Origin of the sequence: Kocuria oceani (assembly GCF_029524215.1) — a bacterium.
Taxonomy (GTDB): Bacteria; Actinomycetota; Actinomycetes; order Actinomycetales; family Micrococcaceae; genus Kocuria; species Kocuria oceani.
In genome coordinates this window covers 134,517-157,011 of sequence record NZ_JARAMH010000011.1, presented here as the reverse complement: position 1 = coordinate 157,011, position 22,495 = coordinate 134,517, and the positions used below count along the sequence as shown (strand labels likewise).

Genomic DNA, 22,495 nt, shown 5'->3' with positions numbered 1-22,495 from the left:
TGTTGTCACCCAGTCTACGGTTCCTGCGGAAGAAGGCCCCCGATGATCGTCTCCGTCCCCCGCGAAGTGAAGAACAACGAGCGCCGCGTGGCCATCACCGCCTCCGGGGTCCACGAACTGGTCGCCCACGGCCACACCGTCCTCGTGGAGACCGGCGCCGGCACCGGCTCGGGCATCCCCGACGCGGACTACACCGCGGCCGGGGCCGAGCTCGTGACCGACGCCGACGAGCTGTGGGCCCGCGCCGACCTGGTGCTGAAGGTCAAGGAGCCCGTGGCCTCCGAGTACCACCGGTTCCGGCAGGGTCTGGTGCTGTTCGCCTACCTGCACCTGGCCGCCGAGCCCGAGCTCACCGCGGCGCTGCTGGAGTCCGGGGTCACCGCCATCGCCTACGAGACCGTCCAGACCGCCGACGGGCGGCTGCCGCTGCTGGCCCCGATGAGCGAGGTCGCCGGTCGGCTGTCCGTGCAGGCCGGGGCCGCCGCCCTGACCGCCCCTGCCGGGGGCAAGGGCGTGCTGCTGGGCGGGGTGCCCGGCGTGCGCCCGGCCAAGGTCACCGTGATCGGCGCCGGGGTGGCCGGCACCAACGCCGCGGCGATGGCCGTGGGACTGGGCGCGGAGGTCACCGTCCTGGACGTGAACGTGGACCGCCTGCGCGAGCTCGACGACCGGTACGCCGGGCGGCTGCGCACGGTCACCTCCAACAGGCTCGAGATCGAGCGGTCGGTCACCGAGGCGGACCTGGTCATCGGCTCGGTGCTGATCCCCGGGGCCAAGGCCCCGAAGCTGGTCACCGACGCCATGGTCGCGGCCATGAAGCCGGGCAGCGTGCTGGTGGACATCGCCGTGGACCAGGGCGGGTGCTTCGAGGGCAGCCGGCCGACCACCCACCAGGACCCGGTCTTCCCGGTGCACGACACCATCTTCTACTGCGTGGCGAACATGCCCGGGGCGGTGCCGAACACCTCGACCTACGCGCTGACCAACGTCACGCTGCGCTACGCCGAGGCCCTGGCCGACCAGGGCGTCACCGCGGCCCTGGCGGCCGACCCCGCCCTGGCCGCCGGGCTGAACACCATGGCCGGCCACGTGACCCACCGCTCGGTGAGCGAGGCGCACGGCTTGGAGTTCACCGACCGCGCGGACCTCGTGCCCGCCGCCTGACGCCGGCGCAGGACCGGCCCCCCGGCTGTCAGCCGGCGGCCGGCACCGCCTGGGCGGCCGTCGGCTCCGGTGTCCGCGCAGAGTGGGTGCCCGGCAGCCGCAGCCGGGCGTCCGTCTCGGCGGCCGCCTCGGCGAGGTGGTGGGTGACGAGGACGACGACGCGGTCGGCCAGCCCCTGCCGCAGGTCGGCCAGCAGCGACCGCGCCGCGGGAGCGTCCAGGTGGGCCGTGGGCTCGTCGAGCAGGACCACGCCGGCGCGGGTGAGCAGGGCCCGGGCCACCGCCACGCGCTGCCGCTGGCCCCCGGACAGGTGGGCCCCGCCGGGACCGACCCGGGTGCCGAGTCCCTCCGGCAGCTCGGCCAGGAAGGGGCCCAGGCCCACCCGCTCCAGGACGGCGCGGAGCTCCGCGTCGGACGGCCGGTCCTCGCGGTCGCGGGCCAGCAGCAGGTTGCCGCGCAGGGTGGAGTCGAACAGGTGCGCCTCCTGCGGGCACCAGGCCACGCTGCGCCGCAGCCCGGCGGCGTCGAGCTCCCGGCTGTCGGTGCCGTCGACGGACCACCAGCCCTCGGCCGCCGGGAGGTGGCCGAGCAGCGCGGCGAGCAGGGTCGACTTCCCCGCCCCGGAGGGTCCTTCGACCACGAGCCACTGCCCGCGCCGCACGGAGGCCTCGAGCCCGCGGAACGCCGGGGCGGGCGCCCCGGGCCAGGTGACTGCGAGTCCGTGCAGGGCGAGTTCGTGGACGGCCGGCGGCGCGGTCCCCGTCCCGTCCGGGAGGCCGGGATCGTCGTCGGCCGCCTCGCGGGCCGCCGCGGTGAGCGGGCGGAGCTTGCGCAGCGACGCCGAGAGCGCCGGCCACTGCTGCGCCGCGTCCACCGCGCCGAGCATCGGCTCGAGCAGCCCCAGGGGCAGCAGCACGAGGGCCGCGACCACGGGCCCGGCCAGGACGCCCTCGCGCGCCGGGTCCGCGGTGGCCGCGAGCATCAGCACGGACGACACCGAGCAGGCCAGCACCGCCGTGGCGCTGCCCAGGCCCAGCGCCCAGGCGCTGCGGCGGGCGGCGCGCTCGGCGTCCTGCTCCAGGGCCGCGAGCTCGGAGAGCATCGCCGCGGCGCGCCCGTTGGCCCGCAGCTCGTCCGCGGCGGCCACCATCGCGGCGAACCGGCGGAGCACCCCGGAGCGCAGCACGGTGGCGCCGCGGGCGGCGGAACGGTCGGCCAGCAGCGCCAGGAGCGGCCCGACGAGCAGACCGCCGACGAGCGCGACGGCCAGGGCGGGCAGCGCGCCGGGGTGCAGGGCCGCGACCGTGATCCCCGCGCCGGCCGCGGTGCCGACCCCGACCAGCGGCGGCAGCACGACGCGGGGCACGAGGTCGCGCACCCGGTCGGCGGTGGCGACGAGGTGGTCCAGGGCGGCGCCGCCGGTCGCGAGGCTGCGGGAGGCGACCCCGCGCACGGCCAGTCCCGCCCAGACCCGGGCCCGCAGCTCGGTGGTCGAGGCGAGCACCGCGTCATGGCTGAGCAGCCGCTCGGCGTAGCGCAGCACGGCGCGGCCGATGCCGAAGAAGCGGACGCCGACGATGGCGACCATCAGGTACATGATCCCGGGCTGCTCGCCGGCGCGCACGATCAGCCAGCCCGAGAGCGTGGTGAGCCCGGCGGCGAACAGGGCCGCGGCGGTGCCCAGGGCCACCGCGCCGGCGGTCCGCCACGGGGCCGGGGCCAGGAACGCCGCCAGCTCCCGCAGGGCGTCGTGCGGCCCCTCGCCGGGGGCCGCCGGCGGCGCCGTCCCCGGTGCGGGAAGCGGATCGTCGGTCCGGGACGGGGCGGCGGTCCCCGGAGCCGGCGATGCGCCGGAGCCGCCCGCGGCGCGGGGCGCGGCCGCGGCCCCGAGCAGGAGCTGCTGGTCCGCGAGCGCGGTCACCTCCGTCTCGTGGGAGGCCAGGACCACGGTGACCCGGCCGCGCAGCTCGTCGACGAGCGCCTCGACGCGGCGGGCGCCGGCGGGGTCGAGGTGGGCGGTCGGCTCGTCCAGCAGCAGCAGCCGGGCGCCGGCGGCCACACGGGCCAGCCCGCGGGCGAGGCCCAGCCGGCGCAGCTCCCCGGGGCTGAGCCGGTCCGGGTCCGCCCCGGACAGCCGGGCGAGATCGACCCGGGCGAGGGCCTCCCGGGCGGCGGCCTCGCTCTCGGCGTGGAGCAGCACCTCGTCCAGCACGGTCCCGGCCACGGTGTGCACGTGCTGGGGTACCCAGGCCACGGCGGACGGGTCGACGCCCTCCACGCTGCCGGACCGGGCCGGCACGGTGCCGGCGAGCACGCCGAGCAGGGTGGACTTCCCGCTGCCGCTGGGTCCCTCCACGCTGAGCACCGACCCGCCGGGGAGCTCGACGTCGATCCCGGACAGGGCGGGCACGGGACGGCCGGGGTGGTGCACGCCCAGACCGCGGATCCGGAGGGCCGGCGGGCCGGGGACGGACGGTGCGGGCCCTGCCCGGCGGACGTCCTCGGGCACCGGCTCGGCGACGATCTCGTCCGCGCGGCGCAGGGCGGCCCGCCCGTCCTGGGAGGCGTGGAAGGCGGCGCCGAGGTCCCGGAAGGGCGCGAAGCACTCGGGGGCGAGCAGGAGCGCGACGAGCCCGGTCAGCAGGTCCAGGTCGCCGTGCACCAGCCGGACCCCCACGAAGACGGCGACGACGGCGACCGAGAGGGTGGAGATCAGCTCGAGCACGAGCGAGGAGAGGAAGGCGGTGCGCAGGGTGAGCAGGGTGGTCTCCCGGTGCCGTTCGGAGACCTCCCGCAGGGCGGCGGCCTGCTCCTGCACCCGGCCGAGGCCCACGAGCACGGGCAGACCCCGGGCGAGCTCCACGAGGTGGTGGGAGAGGCGCTGCAGCACGGCGGAGGACTCGTCGACCCGGTCCTGGGTGTGCAGACCGACCAGGGCCATGAACAGCGGCACCAGGGGCACGGTGAGCACCACGATCAGCGCGCTCACCCAGTCGGCGGACAGGATGCGCAGACCCACCAGCAGCGGCACGGTGGCGGCCGTGACCACTGCGGGCAGCACGCGCGCGTAGTAGTCGTCCAGGGCGTCGAGCCCGACCGTCCCGACGACGGTGGTGGCCCCGACGTCGTGGCCGCCGCCGGCGAGGACCCGGCGGGCCAGCTCCCGGCGCAGGCCGCGCTTGGCCTCTCCCGCGGCGCGGACGGCGACGTACTGGCCCGCCCACGTGGTCGCGGCCCGCAGGAGCCCCGCGAGGACGCCGAGGACGAGGGCGCCCCGCCAGGCGTCGGGATGGTCATCGAGCACCCCGACGACGCCGCGGGCCACCGCCTCGGCCAGCAGCACCAGGCCCAGCGCCTTGAGGGCCGCCAGGACGCCGAGGACGAGCACGGCCGCGGCTGCGCCCGGGCCGAGAGGAGGTCGTCTCATGCCGGGCGCGCGTCCTCGGGGCCGCCGGCCGGCCGGTGCTCCCGGGACGTGGTGCCGGGCGACGCGGCGCCGGCCGGTGGGGCCACGGCCGCCCGCACCGCGTGGGCCGCGGGCAGGTGGTCGGTGGTCAGGCGGCGGCGGAAGACCCAGTAGCTCCAGCCCTGGTAGAGCAGCACGAGGGGCAGGCCGAGGCCGGCCACCACGGTCAGCACCCCCAGCGTGTAGTCGCTGTTGGAGGCGTTGGCGACCGTCAGGTGCCAGGCGGGGTCCAGCGTGGAGGGCAGCACCACGGGGTAGACGTTGGCGAAGATCGATCCGACACCGAGGACGAGCACGGCCGACGTCCCGGCGAAGGCCCGCCCCTCATGGCCCAGGCGGGCGCTGGCCCAGCCGAAGAGGCCCGCCACGACGGCACCCCCCACGAGCAGCCAGGTCCAGGACCCGCCGTTGAGCAGCTGCACCGCCACCACCCAGCCGGTGAGCGGGAGCAGCGCGGGCAGCCCGGAGCGCACCAGCAGGCGCTGGGCGCGCCGCCGCACGGGTCCGTCGGTCTTCAGCCCGAGGAAGGCGGCGGCGTGGACCAGGCAGAAGCCCACCGAGGCGAGGCCGCCGAGCAGCGCGTAGGGGGTGAACCAGGCGAAGGCGCCGCCCACGCGGTCGCCGTTGGCGTCGATCGGCAGGCCCGTGGTGGTCAGGGCCAGGGCGGCTCCGAGGCCGAAGGCGGCCAGGAAGGAGCCGGTGCCCAGACCCCGGTCGGCCCACCGCCGCCACCGGTCGCTGTGCCCCTTGCCGCGGTACTCGATCGACACCGCACGGAAGATCAGCCCCACGAGCACGAACACCAGCGGGAGGTACAGGGCGGAGAACAGCGAGGCGTACCAGAGCGGGAAGGCCGCGAAGAGCCCGGCCGCCGCGGTGATCAGCCACACCTCGTTGCCGTCCCAGACCGGGCCGATGGTGTTGAGCATCTGGCGGCGCTCGCGCTCGTCCCGGGTGCTGGTGAGCATGAGCATGCCCACGCCGAGGTCGAAGCCGTCGAGGAGCAGGAACCCGGTCCACAGCACGGCGATGGCGATGAACCAGAGGGTGGGGAGGACGTCCATGTCGGCAGGCTTTCTGCGCCGGGCGGGCGCGCGTGTCAGGGTCGGTGCGTCGGGGCCGGGGCGGCAGGGCGCCGGGGTCAGTAGGCGAAGGCGAGCACGTCGTCGCCCCGGCCGCGGGCGCCGTCGTGGCCCTGCCCGTGGTCGTCGTGGTCGTCGTGCGCCAGCTCCGGCATCGCGGAGGCGACCCCGCCGCGCACGTAACGGACCAGGAGCATGACCTCCACCACGAGCAGCACGGCATAGATCAGCCCCAGCACGGCCAGCGAGAAGATCACCTCCTGCCCGCTGATCCCCGGGGAGACGGCCGCGGCGGTGTACATGTACACCCCGTCCACGCCGCTGGGGTTGGGGTTGGGCGCCACCACGAAGGGCTGCCGGCCCATCTCCGTGAACACCCACCCGGCGATGTTGGCGCCGAACGGCGCGAGGATGGAGGCCACGGCGACCCACATCATCGGCTTGGAGGCGGGCACGGTGCCCTTCCGGGTGATCCACAGCGTCAGGGCGGCGAAGGCGGCGGCCAGCACCCCGAAGCCGATCATCAGGCGGAAGCCCCAGTAGGTGACCTCCATCAGCGGCAGGTAGTCGATCTCCTGCCCGGCGCGCTCGCCGTACATGGGGTCGTCCGGCAGATGGGTGCCGTAGGCGGCCTCGTACTCCGGGATCAGGGTGTTGACGCCCTTGACCTCGGTGTCGAAGTCCCCGTGGGCCAGGAAGGACAGCAGCCCGGGGATCTCGACGACGTTGACCACCTCGTCGCAGTCCTGGCCGCCGAGCGGGCCGACCGCCAGCACGGAGAAGCTCGTACCGTCGTGGCAGGCGGCCTCGGCGGCGGCCATCTTCAGCGGCTGCTGCTCGAACATCAGCTTGCCCTGCACGTCACCGCTGGCGGCCACGGCGCCGAAGCCGAGCACGGCCACGACCGCCCCGATCCGCAGGCTGGACAGCCACACGCCGTGGTCGGTGCGGTCCCGTCCGGGGATGTCGGCCCGCTCCCCCACCACCACGGCGCCGTGCTCGTCCACGGTGTCGATGCCGTCCCGGCGGCGCTGCCACAGCTGGTACCAGGCGATGCCCACCAGGAAGGCGGCGCCCACGGCCACGGCGCCGGCGAGCGTGTGCGCGTAGGCCACCAGGGCCGTGTTGTTGGTCAGCACCGCCCAGACGTCGTTCATCACCGGGCGGCCGTCGACCAGCTCCACGCCCACCGGGTGCTGCATCCAGGAGTTGGCGACGATGATGAAGAACGCCGAGACCACGGAGCCGAGCACGGCGGTCCACAGGGTGGCGAGGTGCACCTTCTTCGGCAGCCGGTCCCAGCCGAAGATCCACAGGCCCAGGAAGGTGGACTCGAAGAAGAACGCGAGCAGCCCCTCCATCGCCAGCGGGGCGCCGAAGACGTCGCCCACGAACCGGGAGTACTCGCTCCAGGCCATGCCGAACTGGAACTCCTGCACCAGCCCGGTGGCCACGCCCATGATGAAGTTGATCAGGTAGAGCTTGCCCCAGAACCGGGTCATCCGCAGCCAGCGCTCGTCGCCGGTGCGCACCCACATCGTCTGCATGAGCGCCACCAGCAGTCCGAGCCCGAGCGTGAGCGGGACCATGACGAAGTGGTAGACGGTGGTGATCCCGAACTGCCAGCGGGCGATCTCCAGAGGATCCATCGGCTGCTTCCCCCAACTTTTCTACGGAGCGTAGAACTACTTCTACACACTGTAGAACATCCGGCGGTCCGCGCTACAATCGGGCCGTGGCACGAAACGACCCCAAGCGCGCGGCTCCCCTCGGCGAACTGGAGCGATCCATCATGGAGATCCTCTGGCAGGCCGCCGCGCCCCTGTCCGCCTACGACCTGCAGGACCGCCTCCCCGACGCCGGGGACGGCTCCCGCCCGCGCGCCGCCACCACCGTGCTCACCGTCCTCTCCCGGCTCGAGCGCAAGGGCTTCGTCCAGCGTGACCGCGCCTTCCGGCCGCACCGGTACCGCGCGGCGGCCTCGCGCGAGGAGCACATGGCCAACCTCATGCACGAGGTGCTCGGCTCCTCGGACGACCGCACCGCCGTCCTCGAGCGCTTCGTCGGGCAGGTCAGCCCCGAGGAGGCCCAGACCCTGCGCCGTCTGCTCGGCGGCAGCTGACCGCGTGGTCGCCACCTCGCTGGTGCTCGCGGCGCTCGCCGTGGCCCTGGCCTGGCCCGTCCCGGTCCTGCTGGCCCGGGCACGGTGGCCCGCCCGAGCGCCCGCCACGGCGCTGGTGCTGTGGCAGGCGGTCGCCCTGGCCGGCGGGCTGTCGATGCTCGGCGCCCTCGTCACGTTCGGACTGGCCCCGTTCGGCCCGGACCTGGTGAGCAGCGGGATCAGCCTCTCCGCACAGTTCCAGGGCCACGACCTCGGACGGGCCTTCGGGCCGCTCCAGGTCCTCGCGCTCGCGGGCGCGCTGCTGCTGGGCGGGCACCTGCTGCTGAACCTGCTCGTCACCGTGCTGCGGGCCGAGCGCGAACGCCGCCGCCACGCCCAGCTGGTCCTGCTGCTCAGCACTCCTCTGCCGGACGCACCGGGCACCCGGCTGCTCGACGACCCGGCCCCGGTGGCCTACTGCCTGCCGGGGGCGTTCACCACGCTGACCGTGCTCTCCGTGGGACTGGTCTCGCTGCTGGAGGAGGACGAGCTGTCCGCCGTCGTCGAGCACGAGCGGGCCCACGCCCATCAGCGCCACGACATCGTGCTGGTCCTGTTCCGGGCCTGGAAGTCCTCGCTGCCCTGGTTCCCGATCGCCCGCCGCGCCCAGCGCGAGGTCGGGCTGCTCGTGGAGATGCTCGCGGACGACCACGCACGGCGCTCCGTCGACGACGACGTGCTGGCACGGGCCATCGCGCTGGTCAGCGCCGGCGGGCCGGGACTGGCGTTCCACGCCGCAGGGGAGGGTGGACCGGTGCACCCGTCCGCCGCGGACCCGGGACGGACGCTGGCCGACGAGGCCCGGGACCGCATCCTGCGCCTGGCGATGCCCCCGCTGCCCCCCGGGCGGACCGCGGGGGTGATCGGGGCGGCCGCCGCGCTCGTGGTCGTCCCCACGCTCCTGCTGCTGGGGCCGGGCCTCGGCCGGCTGCTCGTCTGAGCCGCGGGCCGGCCGCGGACCTACGATGGGCGGGACCCACCCGAGCGCTGCACCGGCGAGGAGCCCCATGGACCGCATTCCCGAAGCCGTCGACACCCCGGACGTCCTGATCGACCGGGACGTGCTCGGGCGCAACATCGAGCGGATGGCCGCGGCGATGCGGGCGAAGGGGCTGGCCCTGCGCCCGCACGCCAAGACGCACAAGGTCCCGGAGATCGCGGCGCTGCAGCTGGCCGCGGGCGCGGCGGGCCTGACCGTGGCCACGATCGGGGAGGCCGAGGTCTTCGCCGCCCACGGGGCGCAGGACCTGTTCCTCGCCTATCCGCTGTGGGTGGGGCCGCGACAGGCGGAGCGTCTGCGCCGGCTGAGCGCCACGGCGCGGATCAGCGCCGGCGTGGACTCCGCGGAGGCCGCCGCGGCCATGGGCGAGCAGCTCGGGGACGCGGCCGAGGACGTCGCCGTGCTCGTGGAGATCGACAGCGGCCACCACCGCAGCGGGGTCCGCCCCGACGCCGCCGCGGACGTGGCCCGCGCCGCGCTCCGGGCCGGGCTGCGCGTGGAGGGAGTCTTCACCTTCCCCGGCCACAGCTACGCCCCGGGCATGCCGGCCGAGGCCGCCGCCCAGGAGCAGCAGGCCCTGGAGCGGGCCTCCCAGAAGATGCGGGACGGCGGATTCGAGGTGCTGCGCCGCAGCGGCGGCTCCACCCCCTCGGCGCTGCTGACCGAGGGCTCCGCCGCTACCGAGGCGCGCCCGGGCGTCTACGTCTTCGGCGACGCCCAGCAGCTGGAGCTGGGCCGGTGCGCCTGGGAGGACGTGGCCCTCACCGTGGCCTCGACCGTGGTCAGCCGGCACGAGGGCGGCCACGGGGTCCCGCGGCGGATCGTGCTCGACGCCGGCAGCAAGGTCCTCGGCACCGACCGGCCGGCCTGGGCCACCGGCCACGGGCGGCTGCTCGACCACCCGGACGCGCGGATCACCGCGCTGTCCGAGCACCACGCCACGGTCGTGTGGCCCGAGGACCGCCCGCTGCCCGCCCTCGGGGACCGGCTGCGGGTGGTCCCCAACCACGTGTGCATCACGATGAACCTCGTCGACGACGTGGCCGTGGTGCGCGACGGCGAGCTCCTGGAGCGCTGGAGCGTGGCCGCCCGCGGTCACAACTCCTGAGCCGCCCACCCCGCTGCGCACCAGGCTCGCAGCGCACCCCGCTCGCAGCGCACCCGGCTCGCACGACGCCCGGGGGCCGCCGGCTCAGCTCGGCGGCGGCGGGGGTGCGGGGGCGCCCTTCGGCGGGGCGATCTTGGGGTGCGCGAGGGTGGGGCCGGAGGCGGCCACCGCCGCGGTCTCCCGCTCACCCGCCGCGCCCGGCCAGACGCGGCCCGGAGACGGGTCCCACCCGGCGTCGACCACCCGGCGCTGCACCAGGACGGCCAGCCCCAGCACCGCGAGGCCGATCAGCAGGATCACCACGATGCCGCCGACGGACCCGATCTTGGCCGCGGAGCCGACGGCGATGCCGAACCAGCCGAAGTCGGCGTCGCCGAACGTGGTGTTCTCGGAGCCGAAGGTGCCCAGGACGGACAGCAGGAACGCGGGCAGGAACGTGATGAGCAGGCCGTTGACGAAGCCGCCGGCGAGCGCCCCGCGGCGCCCGCCGGTCGCGTTGCCGTAGACGCCGGCCGCGCCGCCGGTGAAGAAGTGCGGGACGAGGCCCGGGAGGATCAGGGCCACGCCGATGGCGGGGTTGAGCCACACGGAGAGCACGAACAGCCCGATCAGGCCTCCCACGAAGCTGGCGATGAAGCCCAGCAGCACGGCGTTCTGCGCGTAGGGGAAGACGATCGGGGCGTCCAGGGCCGGGATCGCCCCGGGGACGACCCTGGCCGCGATGCCCTGGAACGCCGGGACCAGCTCGCCCAGGATGGTGCGCACGCCGAAGAGGATCACGGCCACCGCCACGCCGAACTGCAGCCCCTGGGTGATCGACATCATGATGTAGTTGCCCACGCCGGTGGCGCCGCCCTCGAAGGCGGTGAAGGCCTCCTCGGACCCCGCCCGGACCAGGAAGAGCACGGCGAGGACCACGTACATCATGGCCATGGACAGTGCGGTGGCCACCATGGAGTCGCGCAGGAAGCGCAGTCCCTCCGGCAGCTTCGCGTCCTCGGTGGAGCGGCTGTTCTTGCCCACCACCTGTCCCACCGCGCCGGCGGCGATGTACCCGGCGGTGCCGAAGTGGCCCATGGCCACGCTGTCGTCGCCGGTGATCCGGCGGGTCCACGGGTGGACCAGGGCCGGCAGGGACACCATCAGGATGCCCAGCAGCAGGGCCCCCAGGGACACGGTCACCCAGCCGTCGTAGCCGGCGGTGGCCAGGATGATGGTCAGCAGCGTCGCCATGAACAGGACGTGGTGCCCGGTCAGGAAGACGTAGCGCAGCGGGGTGAACCGGGCGAGCACGAGGCTGACGGCGAAACCGAGGATCATCAGCCACGCCACCTGGGCCCCGTACTCGGCCTGGGCGATCCCGGCGATGGCCTCGTTGGTGGGGATGACGCCCTGGGCGCCGGTGGCGCCCAGGATCATGACGCCCAGCGGCTCCAGGGAGGCCACCACGAGGGTGGCGCCGGCGCCGATGAGCAGGAAGCCGAGGGTCGCCTTGATGGCGCCGCCGATGACCTGCCCGGTGCTCTTGCGCAGGGCCACCAGGCCGACCGCGGTGATGATGCCGATGAGGAACGCGGGGACGGCCAGGATCTCGCTGACCAGGAACTCGGGGATGCTGACGAGCCAGTTCATGGGTACCTGCTCCTAGACGTCGTAGAGCTCGCGCATGGCGGCGTCGAGCTCGGTGGTGCTGGTGAAGTTCTCGATCACCTTGACAGGCACGCCCACGTCCCCCAGGGCGCGGGCGATCTCCCCGGAGGTGAGGATGACGTCGGCCTCCTTGGCCTTGCCGCGGGCGGAGATGGTGTCGGTGGCCTCGACCGTGAGATAGGGGCTCCAGCCCCAGCGGTCGAGCACCTGCTCCAGGGTGTTCTTCAGGAACAGGCTCGTGCCCAGCCCGTTGCCGCAGACGGTGAGGATCTTGTTGCGGCTCTCCGTGACCGGCTCGGTCGCCGGTTCGGTGGCCGCCTCCGTCACCGCGGGCGCCGGCTCGGCCGGTGCGGCCGGTGCCGCCTCCGCCGTCGACGAGGACGCCGATCCGGTCGCCGCCGCCCCCGGGCGGGACGCCGGGGCGTCCTCCGTGAGCAGGGCGAGCACCTCCTCGGGCGTCGCCGCCCGGTCCAGGGTCGTCCGGGTCCCCGGCGAGGCGAGGAGGGTGGCCAGCTGCCGCATGGCCTGCAGGTGCTCCTTCTGGTCCTTCGCGGAGAGGGCGACGACGAGGGTCACGGGGTCGTTGGACGCGTGCCCGAACTCGACCGGGTGGGCCAGCCGGACCCAGGACATCGCCGTGCGGTGCACGGCCTCCGAGGGCCGGGCGTGGGCGAAGGCGAACCCGGGGGCGACGACGATGTACGGGCCGTTCTCCTCGACGCCGGCGATCATGGCCCGGGTGTACTCGTCGCTGATCGCCCCCTGCCGCTCGAGCAGCCCGCCGGCACACGTGATGGCGGCACGCCAGTCGTCCACCGACTCGTCGAGACGGATGGATTCGATGTCCAGTAAACGCCCGATGTTCGACATATTTGACAGCGTACCCGCGAACGATTAAAAGACGTTCACATCGCACGGTGCCGGGTGCGGATCGGCGCCGCACGGCCCGCCGCTACGGCGTGGTTCGCTCCCGCAGATGGGCCGCGACGAGATCGAGGGCCTCCGCGCTGGCCGGGAGGATGTTGACCTGGGAGAAGAAGGCGTGCATCTGGCCGGGCCAGCGGTGGTGCACCACGCTCACGCCCTCCGCGGCGAGCCGCCGGGCGTAGGCCTCGCCCTCGTCGCGGAGCACGTCGTGCTCCGCGGTGAGGACCAGGGCCGGCGGCAGGCCGCCCAGGGATCCGGCGCGCAGCGGTGAGGCCTCGGGGTGTCCGCGAGCGCTCTCCTCGGGGACGTAGTGCTCCCAGAACCAGCGCATGGACTCGGCGGGGAGGAAGGCCTGGTGCTCCGGCTCCCGGTAGGAGGGCCGGGTCAGGTCTGCGTCGGTGACGGGGTACACGAGGACCTGCCCGGCCAGCTCCGGGCCGCGGCGGTCGCGGGCCCGGTGGGTGAGCACCGCCGCCAGGTTGCCGCCGGCGCTGTCCCCGGCCACGAACAGCGGCACCGGGGCTCCGGCGATCGCCTCCCGGTGCTCGGCGGCCCACTGCAGGGCCGTCCAGCTGTCCTCCACCGGGGTGGGGAACGGGTGCTCCGGGGCCTTGCGGTACTCCACCAGCACGACGGCCGCACCGGACCGTGCGGCGAGCAGCCGCCCCAGCGTGTCGTAGCCGTCGATGCCCCCGAGGACCCAGCCGCCGCCGTGCAGGTGGACCAGCACCGCGGCCGGGGACGCGTCGGGAACGAGGACGCGCACCCGGAAGGCGCTGCCGTCGTGCCCGTCCAGGACGTGCTCCTCGACCCGGTGCATGTCCGGGCCGGGGCCGTAGCGGGCGCGCCGGTCCGCACCGGTGGCGCGGGCCTGCGCCGGGGTCATCTCCCACATCGGCGGGGTGCCCGGCGGGGTGGCGTCGGCCAGCTCCTGCAGGAAGGTCGCGCTGGCGCGGTCGAGGGCCATGGCGGGTGCTCCTTGTCCCGGTCTCGCCCGGAGGGCGGTGCTCAGTCGAGCTCGACGACGGTGATCGGCAGCGGCAGGGACTCGGCGTCGAAGGGGATCTGCTCCGAGAACGGGTTGCCGTCCTCGTCGCGGCCGACGCACAGGGCGAGCACCGTCGCGGGGTCGGGCCCGACCATCAGGGTCCAGTGCTGGCCGTTCGCGTCCACGGCGTGGGCCTGGTGGTCGAGGTCCACGCCGCCCTCCAGGTCGGCGAAGCGGGTCCGGTAGTCCTCCAGCTCCTCGGGGGTCTGCAGCACCCCGGCGGCGACCACCGCCTCCTCGTCGCCGGTGACGGCCGGGGCCACCGGATAGGCGATGCGGAACGGCGGCTCGAGCACCTCCAGCAGCTCCCGGGCGGGGCTGGCGTCGTCGCCGCGCAGCCAGAGCCGCCCGGTCCCGTCGACGAAGCCGGCGTACTCCTCGTCGTTGGGGTAGAAGCACAGGAAGCCCGAGCCGGGGATCCGCGAGGCCAGCCCGGAGAGGTCCTCGGCGCGGTCCACGGCGAGGAATCGGGTGAGGGGCTCCAGCGGCAGGGGTTCCACGGGCGTTGTCTCCTTGGCGTTCGGCGTTCGGCGGGACGGCCGTGTGCTGGCCGATCCCGGACGTCCTACGCTACGCCGCCGGGGAGCGGTCGCGGACCGGACCCGCGCGGAGCGCCGCCGCCTACGCGCAGTCCAGCGCGGTGCGCAGCGCCTCGAGGTTGTCCCGCATGACCTGCTGGTAGTCGGCGTTCTCGTCGGCCTGGGCCTCCACCGGGTCCAGCACCGCGGTCTCGATCCCGTGCTCGGCCGCCAGGGTCTCGGCGACCTTCGGGTTGACCAGGGACTCCGAGAACACCGTGGTGACGCCCTCGGCCTCGACGACCTCGCCGATCTCGGCCAGCCGGGCCGGGGAGGGCTCGGTCTCGGGGTCGAGCCCGGCGATGCCCACCTGCTCGAGGCCGTACTTGTCCGCCAGGAACCCGTAGGCCTCGTGGGAGACCACGATGGTGTCCCGCTGGCAGGTGGTCAGTCCCTCGGTGAACTCCTCGTCCAGGGCGGCCAGCTCCGTGGTCAGCTGCTCGGCGTTGGACTCGTAGGTGGCGGCGTTGTCCGGGTCGACCTCGGCCAGCTCGTGGGAGACCTCCGTGGCGACCGCGGCGAGCCGCTCGGGGTCCAGCCAGAAGTGCGGGTCCTCCCCGCCGTGGTCGTGGCCGTCACCTCCGGCCTCCTCGGCGTGCCCCTCCTCGCCGTGGGCGTCGGCACCATGGGCCTCTGCGCTGTGGGAGTCCTCCGCGGCCCCGTGCTCCTCCACCGAGTGGGCCTCCTCGCCCTCCACCCCTGCGTGCGCCGCGTCGAGGGCGTGCTCGGGGGCCGCCTGGGCCACGGCGTCGTCGACCGCCGGCTGGAACCCGGAGAGGTAGACCACCGCGTCCGCGGTGCGCAGCCCGTCGACCGCCGCGGGGGACAGCTCCAGGTCGTGCGGCTCGGCCCCGGCCGGAGTGAGCGACTCCACCTGCACGAGGTCCCCGCCGACGCGCTCGGTGACGTACTGCAGCGGATAGAAGGACGCCTGCACGGTCAGCGCCTCCCCCGATCCACCGCCGGCGGTGGCCGCCGACGGGTCGGCGGAGTCGGCGGCGCACGAGGACAGCGCGAGGGCGGCAGCCAGGGAGAGCGGGGCGATGAGGGCGCGAGACGGGATCATGAGAACGATTCTCGTGAAAAGTGAGAACGGTTGTCAATTCACCGCAGGTGGGAGGCTCAGCGCCCAGCCGACCGACAGGCGTCGCAGACCCCGTGCAGCTCGATCGCGTGGGAGACGTCGGTGAAGCCGTGCCGGCGGGCTGCCTGGGCGGCCCACCGCTCCACCGACGTCTCGGCCACCTCCACGGTGTGCCCGCAGCGGCGGCACACCAGGTGGTGGTGGTGCTCGGTGCGGGCGCAGCGGCGGTACCGCATCTCGCCACCGGGGGCGGCGAGAGCGTCCACCTCCCCGGCCTCGGCCAGGGCGCTGAGGTTGCGGTAGACGGTGGCGAGGGAGACCGACTCGCCCTCCTCCGCCAGCATGGCGTGGAGCTGCTGGGCGGAGCGGAACTCGGGGGTGCGGTCGAGCAGCTCGGTCAGGGCGGAGCGCTGCCGGGTGGTCCGGGACATGGTCATGCTCCTCTCAGCTGGAGGTCGTCCTCGGCGTGGTGGGCGCCCTCAGCACCGTGGGGCCCGCCGTGGGGCCGCACGCGCCCCAGGAGGGGGCGGACGAGCAGGGCGAGCACGTAGCAGCCGATGGCCAGCACCACGATCATGGCGCCCGGGGACAGGGGCTGGAAGTAGGTGATGGACAGGCCCGTCACGCACACCGCGGCCCCCACGGCCATGGCCGTGCCCATGGTGCCGGCGAACGAGCGGGTGAGCAGCTGGGCGACGGCGACCGGCACGATCATCACCGCGGAGACCAGCAGGACGCCGACCACGCGCATCGACACGGAGACGGTGAGGGCGGCCATGACGGCCACCAGGATGTTCAGGGCCCGGACCGGCAGCCCCGTGGCGAGGGCGAACTCCTCGTCGTGGCACAGGGAGAACAGGGCCGGGCGCAGGCCCAGCCCGACGCCGAGGACCACCGCGGCCAGTCCGGCGGTGAGCCAGACGTCCAGGGTGGTGACCGTGGCGATGGAGCCGAAGAGGTAGCCGGTGAGGTTCGCCGAGGTCCCGCCGGCCAGCCCGATCAGCAGCACTCCGCCGGCGATGCCGCCGTAGAACAGCAGGGCCAGCGCGACGTCGCCGCTGGTGCGCCCCCGGGTGCGCATGACCTCGATGAGCACCGCGCCCACGACGGCCGCGACCACCGCCCCGGGCACGGCCAGGGCGTCGTGCGCGGTGAGCCCGGCCGCGGAGCCGGCCAGCCAGCCCATGGCCACCCCGGTGAGGGCCACGTGGCCGATGCCGTCCCCGAGCAGGGCCAGGCGCCGCTGCACGAGGTAGGTGCCGATCACCGGCGCGGACACCCCGACCAGCACGGCGATCAGCAGGCCGCGCTGCATCAGGGGACTGGCCAGCATGGCGGTGAAGGTCTCGATCATGGTCGCTGCGGCTTTCCGTGGAGATCGGGGGCGGCGGGAACGGCGGCGGGCTCGTCCCCGTGCGGGTGCAGGTGCTCGTGGTCGGGGGCGTCGTGCCCCGGGGCCGGCCGCGGGGGGCTGCCGTCGTGGACGATGTGCCCGTGGCGCAGCACCACGGCGCGGTCCAGCAGCGGGGCCAGCTCGCCGAGCTCGTGCAGCACGACGAGCAGCGTGGTGCCGTCGGCCTGCAGCCGCGCCAGGATGCGGGCCATGGCCTCCTTGGAGACCTGGTCCACCCCGGACAGCGGCTCGTCCAGCAGCAGCAGCCGTGGGCGCCGCACGAGCGCCCGGGCGATGAGCACCCGCTGCTGCTGGCCGCCGGAGAAGATCGCCACGCTCTCGCGCGCCCGGTCGGCCAGGCCGACCTGCTCGAGCGCGTCGAGGCAGACCCGCCGGGCGCCGGCGCCCGGGCGCAGCCGCCGGTGGCCCGTCAGCCCCGCGGACACGACCTCCAGCGCCGTGGCCGGCACCCCGGCGCCGACGCCGACGCGCTGCGGGACGTAGCCGATGCTCGACCACGGCACGGTCCGGCGGGCGGTGACGTCGGCGCCGAACAGCCGGGCCTCACCGGACGCGACGGGCACGATGCCGAGCAGGGCCTTGAGGAACGTCGACTTGCCCGAGCCGTTGCCGCCCATCAGGGCGACGGCCTCGCCGTCGGCCACGGACAGGTCCACCCCGCGCAACACCGGCGTGGCGCCGAACGCCACGGTGAGGCCCTCCGTGCGGATGGCCGGGCCGTTCCCCGGAGCCGGGGCCGCCGGCGTGGATCGCAGTTTCATGAGACCCATTCTCAAGAAAATGAGAACGATGGTCAATTCGCCGGCGACCGGCAGGTCTCCTTTGTTTGAGAATGGTTCTTATGTAAGGTGGCGGGCATGCGCCTTGTCACGGTCAGTTCCCTGGACGCCCTCAGCCGCGGGCGTGCCTGCGCGTCCCTCGCGGAGGCCCTCCCCCGCGCCGTGGTGGTGCTGCAGGACCTGCTCGACGACGGCACGGTGGTCCGCCGGACGCTCCGGCCGGGCTTCGCCGCCCAGCGGGAGACGACCCCGCTGGAGCACGGCTGCCCCAGCTGCGCCGTCCGCCTCGACCTCGTCCCGGCCCTCGCGCGCCTGCAGGAGGCCGGGGCGGAGCACGTGGTCGTGGGCCTGTCGCCGGGGGTGCCGGCCGCCACGGCGACCCGCGCCCTGCAGCACCTGCTGGACCGGCCGCCGGTCGTGGAGTCGGCGGTGCTCGCCTGCTCCCCGGCCGCGGTGGAGGACCGGATCTGGGACGGACAGACCCTCGCGGAGGCTGGCTGCACCGCCGTGGACGGGGACGAGCGCACCTGCGGGGAGTTCCTCGTCGAGGAGCTGGCCTTCGCCGACACGGTGCTGCTGGCGGACCCCGACCTGGTGCCCGTCGACGCCGAGCAGCGCGCCCGCGGCGTCCAGCTGCTGCGGGAGCTGGCCCGGCACGCGGACGTCGTCGAGCACGGTGCGGAGGTCCGCCCGGGACGGCACCGTCCCGCCGAGGCCCTGCACCGCGCTGCCTCCGGATGCCTGGAACCGCCCCGGGGCGCGCCGTCCTCACCGTTCAGCACCGTGGTGCACCGGGTGGAGCGCCCGCTGCACCCGGAGCGCTTCCGGCACGCGCTGTCCGCCCTGGCCGCGGGCTGCTGCTGGCTGCGCGGGCACGTCTGCCTGGCGGTGGTCCCGGAGCACCGCATCCTCGTCCAGGGGATCGGTCCGCGGGTCTGGCTGGAGAACGCCGGGCCGTGGCCGGTGGAGCCCCGGCCCGGGTTCCGTGATGCGCACGGGGCCGGCACGGACGCTGCCGGCGCGGACCTGGTGCCGGCCGGCCCAGCCGAGCACGCCACGGTGCTGGCCGCCACCGGCGCGGACCTGGACGCGGCCGAGATGACCGCGCTGCTCACCGCGTGCCAGCTCACGGAGGAGGAGCTGCGGTCCGGGATCACCGGACTGACCGACCCGTTCGGCATCAGCTCGCCGAACTGACCGCGAGGGGCCCGTGCCGGACCCCGCCACCGGACCGACCACCAGCACCACCACCAGCACCACCAGGAGGAACGAATGAAAGTACGCAACTCGCTGCGCGCCCTGAAGAAGGTCCCCGGCGCCCAGGTGGTCCGCCGCCGCGGCCGCACCTTCGTGATCAACAAGAAGAACCCGCGGATGAAGGCCCGTCAGGGCTGAGCCGGGGAACCTCACGACGACGAACGGCCGCTGCCGGACCTCGGTCCGGCAGCGGCCGTTCGTCGTCGGCGGGATGCCGCGACCCGGTGAGCCCGCCCGTCGTGAGCCGCCGGTGCCGGCCGTCAGGACGCCGGACCCACCGCACGCACCGGCAGGCCCGGCACCGTGCCCCCAGGCACGGCGGCCCCGGTGCGCTCAGCCGCCCGACGACCCCGCCGGCGCGGCGGAACCCACGAGCTCCCGGCCGGGGTCCGGATCGGGAACCGTGGCGGCGGTTCCCACCCCGTCATGGGTCGCCCGTCTCGCGACGTCGGCGCTGGAGAGGGAGACGGCCAGCACGGAGGCGAGCACCAGGGCGGCGGCGGGACCGAGTACCGTCCAGGGGGCGCGCTCGACGTAGCCGATGCCCTCGGCCAGCAGCAGCCCCCACTCCGGGGCCGGCGGCTGCTGCCCCAGGCCGAGGAAGCCGAGGCCGGCGATGGCCAGGGCGGTGCCGGGCAGGCGCAGGATCGCGTGCCGGGTCACCTCCGGCAGCAGGGTGGGCAGGACGGTGCCGGCCAGGATGCGGGCCCGGCCCGCGCCGAGCAGGGGCAGCACCCGGACGTAGGGCCGGGCCGAGATCTCGGCGACGAGGGCGGCGGTGTGGGCGGCCAAGGGCGCCCAGCTGACCAGGGTGACGGCCAGGGCGGCTCCGGCCGCCGAGGGGCCGGCCACCGCCACGACGAGAATGCCGGCGATGATCGGCGGCGCCGCGTTGGTGACCTCCACCGGGCCGGTGGACCACACCCCGGCCGTTCCGACGACGAGGCCGATGACCAGGCAGGCGGCGACCACGAGCAGGGCCAGGCCCAGGGTGTCCAGGGCACCGTGGCCCACCCGGGCCAGCACGTCCCGCCCGGAGGCGTCGGCCCCCAGCGGCAGCGCCCAGGAGGGCGCCTCGAGCCGGGCGTGGGCGGAGGTGTAGGGGTCCCGGAACAGCCCGGCCACGACCAGGGTCAGCAGCAGGGCCCCCGAGACGAGCGGGACCACCCACCACGACCGCCCCCGGCCCGCCGGGGGCCCGGGGACGGGCAGGTCCCCGGACCGGGCGGCCGGGCCCAGCAGCGACCGGCGGATCAGGGCGGCCAGGGCGCCCAGGACCGCGGCGAGGACGAGCAGCAGCAGGACCCCGGCCTGCAGGGCGGGGATGTCCTGGGAGGCGGCGGCCCCAAGCAGGGTCCGGCCCAGACCGGGGATCGCGAAGACCTCCTCGACCGGCACGGCGCCGCCGGTGAGCCCGACGACGACGAGGGCGATCTGCCCGATCACCCCGGGCAGCGCCCGGCGCGCGGCGGCCGCGGCGATCCGGGCCCGGGAGTGCCCGGCCACGGCCCAGGTGTGCACCCAGCGCTCGGTGAAGGCTCCGGCCAGGGCGGTGCTGAGCAGCCGCCCGATCAGCCCGCCCGCCGGCAGGCCCAGGGCCAGGGCCGGCAGCACCACGTGCTCGGGGCCGGCCCACCCGTAGGGCGGCAGCCAGCCCCACCACACCGCCACGACGACCAGCAGCACGGAGGCCAGCAGGAACTCCGGCAGCGCGGTCAGCGCGGCCGCCGCCGCCCCGGCCCCGCGGGAGGGGCGCCCGGCCAGCCCGTTCACCACGGTGGGGACGCACGCCAGAGCGGCCACGACCAGCGCGACGGCCAGCGCGGCGCCCATCAGGGTCAGGGAGACGCCGAGGGCGTCCAGGACCCCGGGCAGGACCGGGCGGCCGCTGATCCAGGAGGTCCCGAAGTCCCCGGTGAGCACTCCGGAGGCCCAGTCGGCGAAGACGGCCACCGGGCCACCGTCCAGGCCCAGCTCGGTGCGGATCTGGGCGAGCACCTCGGGGGTGGCCGGCCGGTCGGCGTAGCGGGCGCGCAGGACCGTGTACTCCGGGCTGTTGCCCGACAGCCACGGCAGGGCGCCGATCAGCACGACCACGGCGGCGAAGGCCGCCGCGCGGGAGAGCAGGGCCGCCGCCCATCCCCGTCGGCTCACTCGGCGACGGTGGTCTCGGCGGTGATCAGCTCGCGTTCGCGCGGGTCGCGCACCGCGCCCGCCACGCCGCTCTGCTCGCCCTGGATGACCCGCTCGTGGAGCATGGGGATCGCGGCGTCCTCGGCGAGGATCGCCGCCTCGGCGGCCATGATCGCCCGCTGGCGCTCCTCACCCGGCGCGGTCCGCTCGGCCGCGGCGAGGGCGTCGTCGACGGTCTCGGAGCAGAACTGGGAGATGTTGAACGAGCCCTCGCAGCCGAAGTCGCTGACCATGTAGGCCACCGGGTCGCCCGAGTCGAGCACCGTGGCCCGCGAGAGGATGAAGGCGTCGAAGGCCCCGTCCAGGGCGTCGGTCTCGATGTACTGGTACTCGCGCACCTCCAGCTCGACCTCGAACCCGGCCGCCTTCAGCTGCTGCTGGAGCTGGACGGCCACCTCGGGCAGCTCGGCCCGGTCGGTGAAGGTGCCGATGGTGATCCTCCGGCCCTGCGGGTCCGCGGCCTGCGCCCGGCCCTCCAGGACCTGCCGGTACTCGTCGGTGTCCCGGCCGGCCGCCGCGTAGGGAAGCGCGGGGCCGAGCAGGCCGGCGGCCACGTCGGCCCGGCCCTCGTAGACCCCGTCCACGACGCCCTGCGGGTCGAGGGCCTCCCGCGCCGCCGCCCGCAGGGCGGGATCGGCGAACGGGCCGTCCTCGGTATTGAGGTACAGGGTGTTCGTGCGCGGCATCGGCACCTCCTCCAGGAGGTCCTCCTCGACCTGGGCGGCCTGGCCCACCGGCACGGCCTCGACGACGTCGGCCTCCCCGGTGCGCAACGCGGCCGCCCGGGCGGTGCCGTCGGGCACGAAGGACACGTCGATGCCGGCCGCGGCCGCGGCGCCGTCCCAGTGGTCCTCGTAGCGCTCCAGGGTGGCGCCGGAGGTGCCGTCGACCGCGGTGAGCTCGAACGGCCCGGTGCCGTGGCCCACCGGGTCCACCGCGGTCCCTTCGTAGGCGGCCGGGGCGAGGACGGACAGCTGCGGGCTGGACAGGCGCTGCGGGACCAGCGGGTCGGTCTCGGCGGTGGTGACCCGCACGGTGTCGCCCTCCGCCGCCACGGACATCTCCACCCCGTCGAGAATGCGCGGGGCCGGCTCGGCCGTCACGGCCCGGTCCAGGGAGGCGGCGACGTTCTCGGCGGTGAGCTCGGTGCCGTCGTGGAAGGTGACCCCGTCGCGGATCGTGAAGGACCAGGTGGTGTCGTCGACCTGCTCCCACGCGGTGGCCAGCATCGGCTGGGCGTCCCCGGCCTCGTCCAGCCGGACCAGGGTCTCGGCGGTGGACCAGCGGGAGAGCTTGAACGCGTCGTCGCTGAGCGGGGACAGCCCCGAGCGCGGCGGCTGGAGCATGGCGAGTGCGACCCGGGCGTCGGAGGAGGCACCGGCACCCTCCGCGGACGACCCGCCGGAGCCATCGGCGAAGCAGCCGGTGAGCAGCAGCAGGCTCACGGCGGCCAGCCCGAGACCGGTGGCCCGGCGGGAGGGGCAGGGGGTGGGAACGGAGGAGCGAGGAGGCATCAGGAAGCCCTTTCGGCGTGGTGGTCGGTGGATCGTGCGGTGGTCGGGGAAGCGGACAGCTGAGGGGCGC

General features: G+C 75.1%; 19 protein-coding genes. 6 read left to right on the top strand and 13 right to left on the bottom strand.

What is annotated here, in order from left to right; genetic code table 11:
* The first annotated feature begins 42 nt into the window (after positions 1 to 42).
* The gene (gene ald, locus PU704_RS12910; protein WP_047803275.1) at positions 43 to 1,164 is read left to right on the top strand and encodes an alanine dehydrogenase; all 1,122 of its coding nucleotides are present in this window, start codon (positions 43 to 45) and stop codon (positions 1,162 to 1,164) included.
* 28 nt (positions 1,165 to 1,192) lie between these two features.
* Here ald and cydD read toward each other — a convergent pair whose 3' ends face one another.
* The 3 genes from cydD to PU704_RS12895 form a co-directional block, all read right to left on the bottom strand.
* The gene (gene cydD / locus PU704_RS12905; protein ID WP_277551633.1) at positions 1,193 to 4,591 is read right to left on the bottom strand and encodes a thiol reductant ABC exporter subunit CydD; all 3,399 of its coding nucleotides are present in this window, start codon (positions 4,589 to 4,591) and stop codon (positions 1,193 to 1,195) included.
* Positions 4,588 to 5,694: a cytochrome d ubiquinol oxidase subunit II gene (gene cydB, locus PU704_RS12900; protein WP_277551632.1), complete on the bottom strand. Its 1,107-nt coding sequence runs from the start codon at positions 5,692 to 5,694 to the stop codon at positions 4,588 to 4,590. The genes cydD and cydB overlap by 4 nt, the downstream gene beginning before the upstream one ends.
* 77 nt (positions 5,695 to 5,771) lie before the next feature.
* Positions 5,772 to 7,361 (bottom strand): cytochrome ubiquinol oxidase subunit I, encoded by a 1,590-nt coding sequence (locus tag PU704_RS12895; protein ID WP_277551631.1) that lies wholly within the window; start codon positions 7,359 to 7,361, stop codon positions 5,772 to 5,774.
* An 86-nt stretch (positions 7,362 to 7,447) separates the two neighbouring features.
* Between PU704_RS12895 and PU704_RS12890 the strand changes: the two genes are divergently transcribed.
* The 3 genes from PU704_RS12890 (at position 7,448) to PU704_RS12880 (ending at position 9,981) form a co-directional block, all read left to right on the top strand.
* Positions 7,448 to 7,834 (top strand): BlaI/MecI/CopY family transcriptional regulator, encoded by a 387-nt coding sequence (locus PU704_RS12890; RefSeq protein WP_255396089.1) that lies wholly within the window; start codon positions 7,448 to 7,450, stop codon positions 7,832 to 7,834.
* Between the two features lie 4 nt (positions 7,835 to 7,838).
* Positions 7,839 to 8,813 (top strand): M56 family metallopeptidase, encoded by a 975-nt coding sequence (locus tag PU704_RS12885; protein ID WP_047803270.1) that lies wholly within the window; start codon positions 7,839 to 7,841, stop codon positions 8,811 to 8,813.
* A gap of 67 nt (positions 8,814 to 8,880) precedes the next feature.
* Positions 8,881 to 9,981 carry an alanine racemase gene (locus tag PU704_RS12880; protein WP_277551630.1) on the top strand — a complete coding sequence of 367 codons (1,101 nt, stop codon included), beginning with the start codon at positions 8,881 to 8,883 and terminating at the stop codon, positions 9,979 to 9,981.
* Between the two features lie 84 nt (positions 9,982 to 10,065).
* On the opposite strand, the gene PU704_RS12875 is transcribed toward PU704_RS12880, so the two are convergent.
* The 8 genes from PU704_RS12875 to PU704_RS12840 form a co-directional block, all read right to left on the bottom strand.
* The gene (locus tag PU704_RS12875; protein ID WP_277551629.1) at positions 10,066 to 11,613 is read right to left on the bottom strand and encodes a PTS ascorbate transporter subunit IIC; all 1,548 of its coding nucleotides are present in this window, start codon (positions 11,611 to 11,613) and stop codon (positions 10,066 to 10,068) included.
* 12 nt (positions 11,614 to 11,625) lie between these two features.
* Positions 11,626 to 12,501 carry a PTS sugar transporter subunit IIAB gene (locus PU704_RS12870; RefSeq protein ID WP_277551628.1) on the bottom strand — a complete coding sequence of 292 codons (876 nt, stop codon included), beginning with the start codon at positions 12,499 to 12,501 and terminating at the stop codon, positions 11,626 to 11,628.
* Between the two features lie 82 nt (positions 12,502 to 12,583).
* Entirely contained in the window at positions 12,584 to 13,525 is a 942-nt protein-coding gene (locus tag PU704_RS12865; protein WP_277551627.1) for an alpha/beta hydrolase, read from the bottom strand.
* A 41-nt stretch (positions 13,526 to 13,566) separates the two neighbouring features.
* Positions 13,567 to 14,106: a hypothetical protein gene (locus PU704_RS12860; protein WP_075871140.1), complete on the bottom strand. Its 540-nt coding sequence runs from the start codon at positions 14,104 to 14,106 to the stop codon at positions 13,567 to 13,569.
* 121 nt (positions 14,107 to 14,227) lie between these two features.
* On the bottom strand, positions 14,228 to 15,250 hold the full coding sequence (locus tag PU704_RS12855) for a metal ABC transporter substrate-binding protein (RefSeq protein ID WP_277551626.1): 1,023 nt from the start codon (positions 15,248 to 15,250) through the stop codon (positions 14,228 to 14,230).
* Between the two features lie 56 nt (positions 15,251 to 15,306).
* Entirely contained in the window at positions 15,307 to 15,699 is a 393-nt protein-coding gene (locus PU704_RS12850) for a Fur family transcriptional regulator (protein ID WP_369821345.1), read from the bottom strand.
* Positions 15,700 to 15,701: 2 nt separating this feature from the next.
* Positions 15,702 to 16,622, bottom strand: coding sequence for a metal ABC transporter permease (locus PU704_RS12845; RefSeq protein WP_075871141.1), 921 nt, complete (start codon positions 16,620 to 16,622; stop codon positions 15,702 to 15,704).
* Positions 16,619 to 17,443: a metal ABC transporter ATP-binding protein gene (locus PU704_RS12840; protein ID WP_047803262.1), complete on the bottom strand. Its 825-nt coding sequence runs from the start codon at positions 17,441 to 17,443 to the stop codon at positions 16,619 to 16,621. The genes PU704_RS12845 and PU704_RS12840 overlap by 4 nt, the downstream gene beginning before the upstream one ends.
* Before the next feature lie 96 nt (positions 17,444 to 17,539).
* Here PU704_RS12840 and PU704_RS12835 point away from each other — a divergent pair, with 96 nt between their 5' ends.
* Together PU704_RS12835 and ykgO are read left to right on the top strand one after the other, a co-directional pair.
* Positions 17,540 to 18,658: a GTP-binding protein gene (locus PU704_RS12835; RefSeq protein ID WP_075871143.1), complete on the top strand. Its 1,119-nt coding sequence runs from the start codon at positions 17,540 to 17,542 to the stop codon at positions 18,656 to 18,658.
* 75 nt (positions 18,659 to 18,733) lie between these two features.
* Complete coding sequence (ykgO, locus tag PU704_RS12830) at positions 18,734 to 18,856, top strand: type B 50S ribosomal protein L36 (RefSeq protein ID WP_026544400.1); 123 nt, start codon at positions 18,734 to 18,736, stop codon at positions 18,854 to 18,856.
* Between the two features lie 195 nt (positions 18,857 to 19,051).
* On the opposite strand, the gene PU704_RS12825 is transcribed toward ykgO, so the two are convergent.
* Positions 19,052 to 20,872, bottom strand: coding sequence for an ABC transporter permease subunit (locus tag PU704_RS12825; protein WP_277551625.1), 1,821 nt, complete (start codon positions 20,870 to 20,872; stop codon positions 19,052 to 19,054).
* Complete coding sequence (locus PU704_RS12820; RefSeq protein WP_277551624.1) at positions 20,869 to 22,425, bottom strand: ABC transporter substrate-binding protein; 1,557 nt, start codon at positions 22,423 to 22,425, stop codon at positions 20,869 to 20,871. The genes PU704_RS12825 and PU704_RS12820 overlap by 4 nt, the downstream gene beginning before the upstream one ends.
* Positions 22,426 to 22,495 lie beyond the last annotated feature (70 nt).

Excerpts from the sequence above, each read along its gene's own strand:
- cydB (WP_277551632.1), bottom strand. The coding sequence starts at position 5,694 with ATGGACGTCCTCCCCACCCTCTGGTTCATCGCCATCGCCGTGCTGTGG.
- PU704_RS12895 (WP_277551631.1), bottom strand. The coding sequence starts at position 7,361 with ATGGATCCTCTGGAGATCGCCCGCTGGCAGTTCGGGATCACCACCGTC.
- ald (WP_047803275.1), top strand. The coding sequence starts at position 43 with ATGATCGTCTCCGTCCCCCGCGAAGTGAAGAACAACGAGCGCCGCGTG.
- PU704_RS12855 (WP_277551626.1), bottom strand. The coding sequence starts at position 15,250 with ATGATCCCGTCTCGCGCCCTCATCGCCCCGCTCTCCCTGGCTGCCGCC.
- ykgO (WP_026544400.1), top strand. The coding sequence starts at position 18,734 with ATGAAAGTACGCAACTCGCTGCGCGCCCTGAAGAAGGTCCCCGGCGCC.
- PU704_RS12870 (WP_277551628.1), bottom strand. The coding sequence starts at position 12,501 with ATGTCGAACATCGGGCGTTTACTGGACATCGAATCCATCCGTCTCGAC.
- PU704_RS12840 (WP_047803262.1), bottom strand. The coding sequence starts at position 17,443 with ATGAAACTGCGATCCACGCCGGCGGCCCCGGCTCCGGGGAACGGCCCG.
- cydD (WP_277551633.1), bottom strand. The coding sequence starts at position 4,591 with ATGAGACGACCTCCTCTCGGCCCGGGCGCAGCCGCGGCCGTGCTCGTC.
- PU704_RS12820 (WP_277551624.1), bottom strand. The coding sequence starts at position 22,425 with ATGCCTCCTCGCTCCTCCGTTCCCACCCCCTGCCCCTCCCGCCGGGCC.
- PU704_RS12880 (WP_277551630.1), top strand. The coding sequence starts at position 8,881 with ATGGACCGCATTCCCGAAGCCGTCGACACCCCGGACGTCCTGATCGAC.
- PU704_RS12850 (WP_369821345.1), bottom strand. The coding sequence starts at position 15,699 with ATGTCCCGGACCACCCGGCAGCGCTCCGCCCTGACCGAGCTGCTCGAC.
- PU704_RS12865 (WP_277551627.1), bottom strand. The coding sequence starts at position 13,525 with ATGGCCCTCGACCGCGCCAGCGCGACCTTCCTGCAGGAGCTGGCCGAC.
- PU704_RS12845 (WP_075871141.1), bottom strand. The coding sequence starts at position 16,622 with ATGATCGAGACCTTCACCGCCATGCTGGCCAGTCCCCTGATGCAGCGC.
- PU704_RS12875 (WP_277551629.1), bottom strand. The coding sequence starts at position 11,613 with ATGAACTGGCTCGTCAGCATCCCCGAGTTCCTGGTCAGCGAGATCCTG.
- PU704_RS12835 (WP_075871143.1), top strand. The coding sequence starts at position 17,540 with ATGCGCCTTGTCACGGTCAGTTCCCTGGACGCCCTCAGCCGCGGGCGT.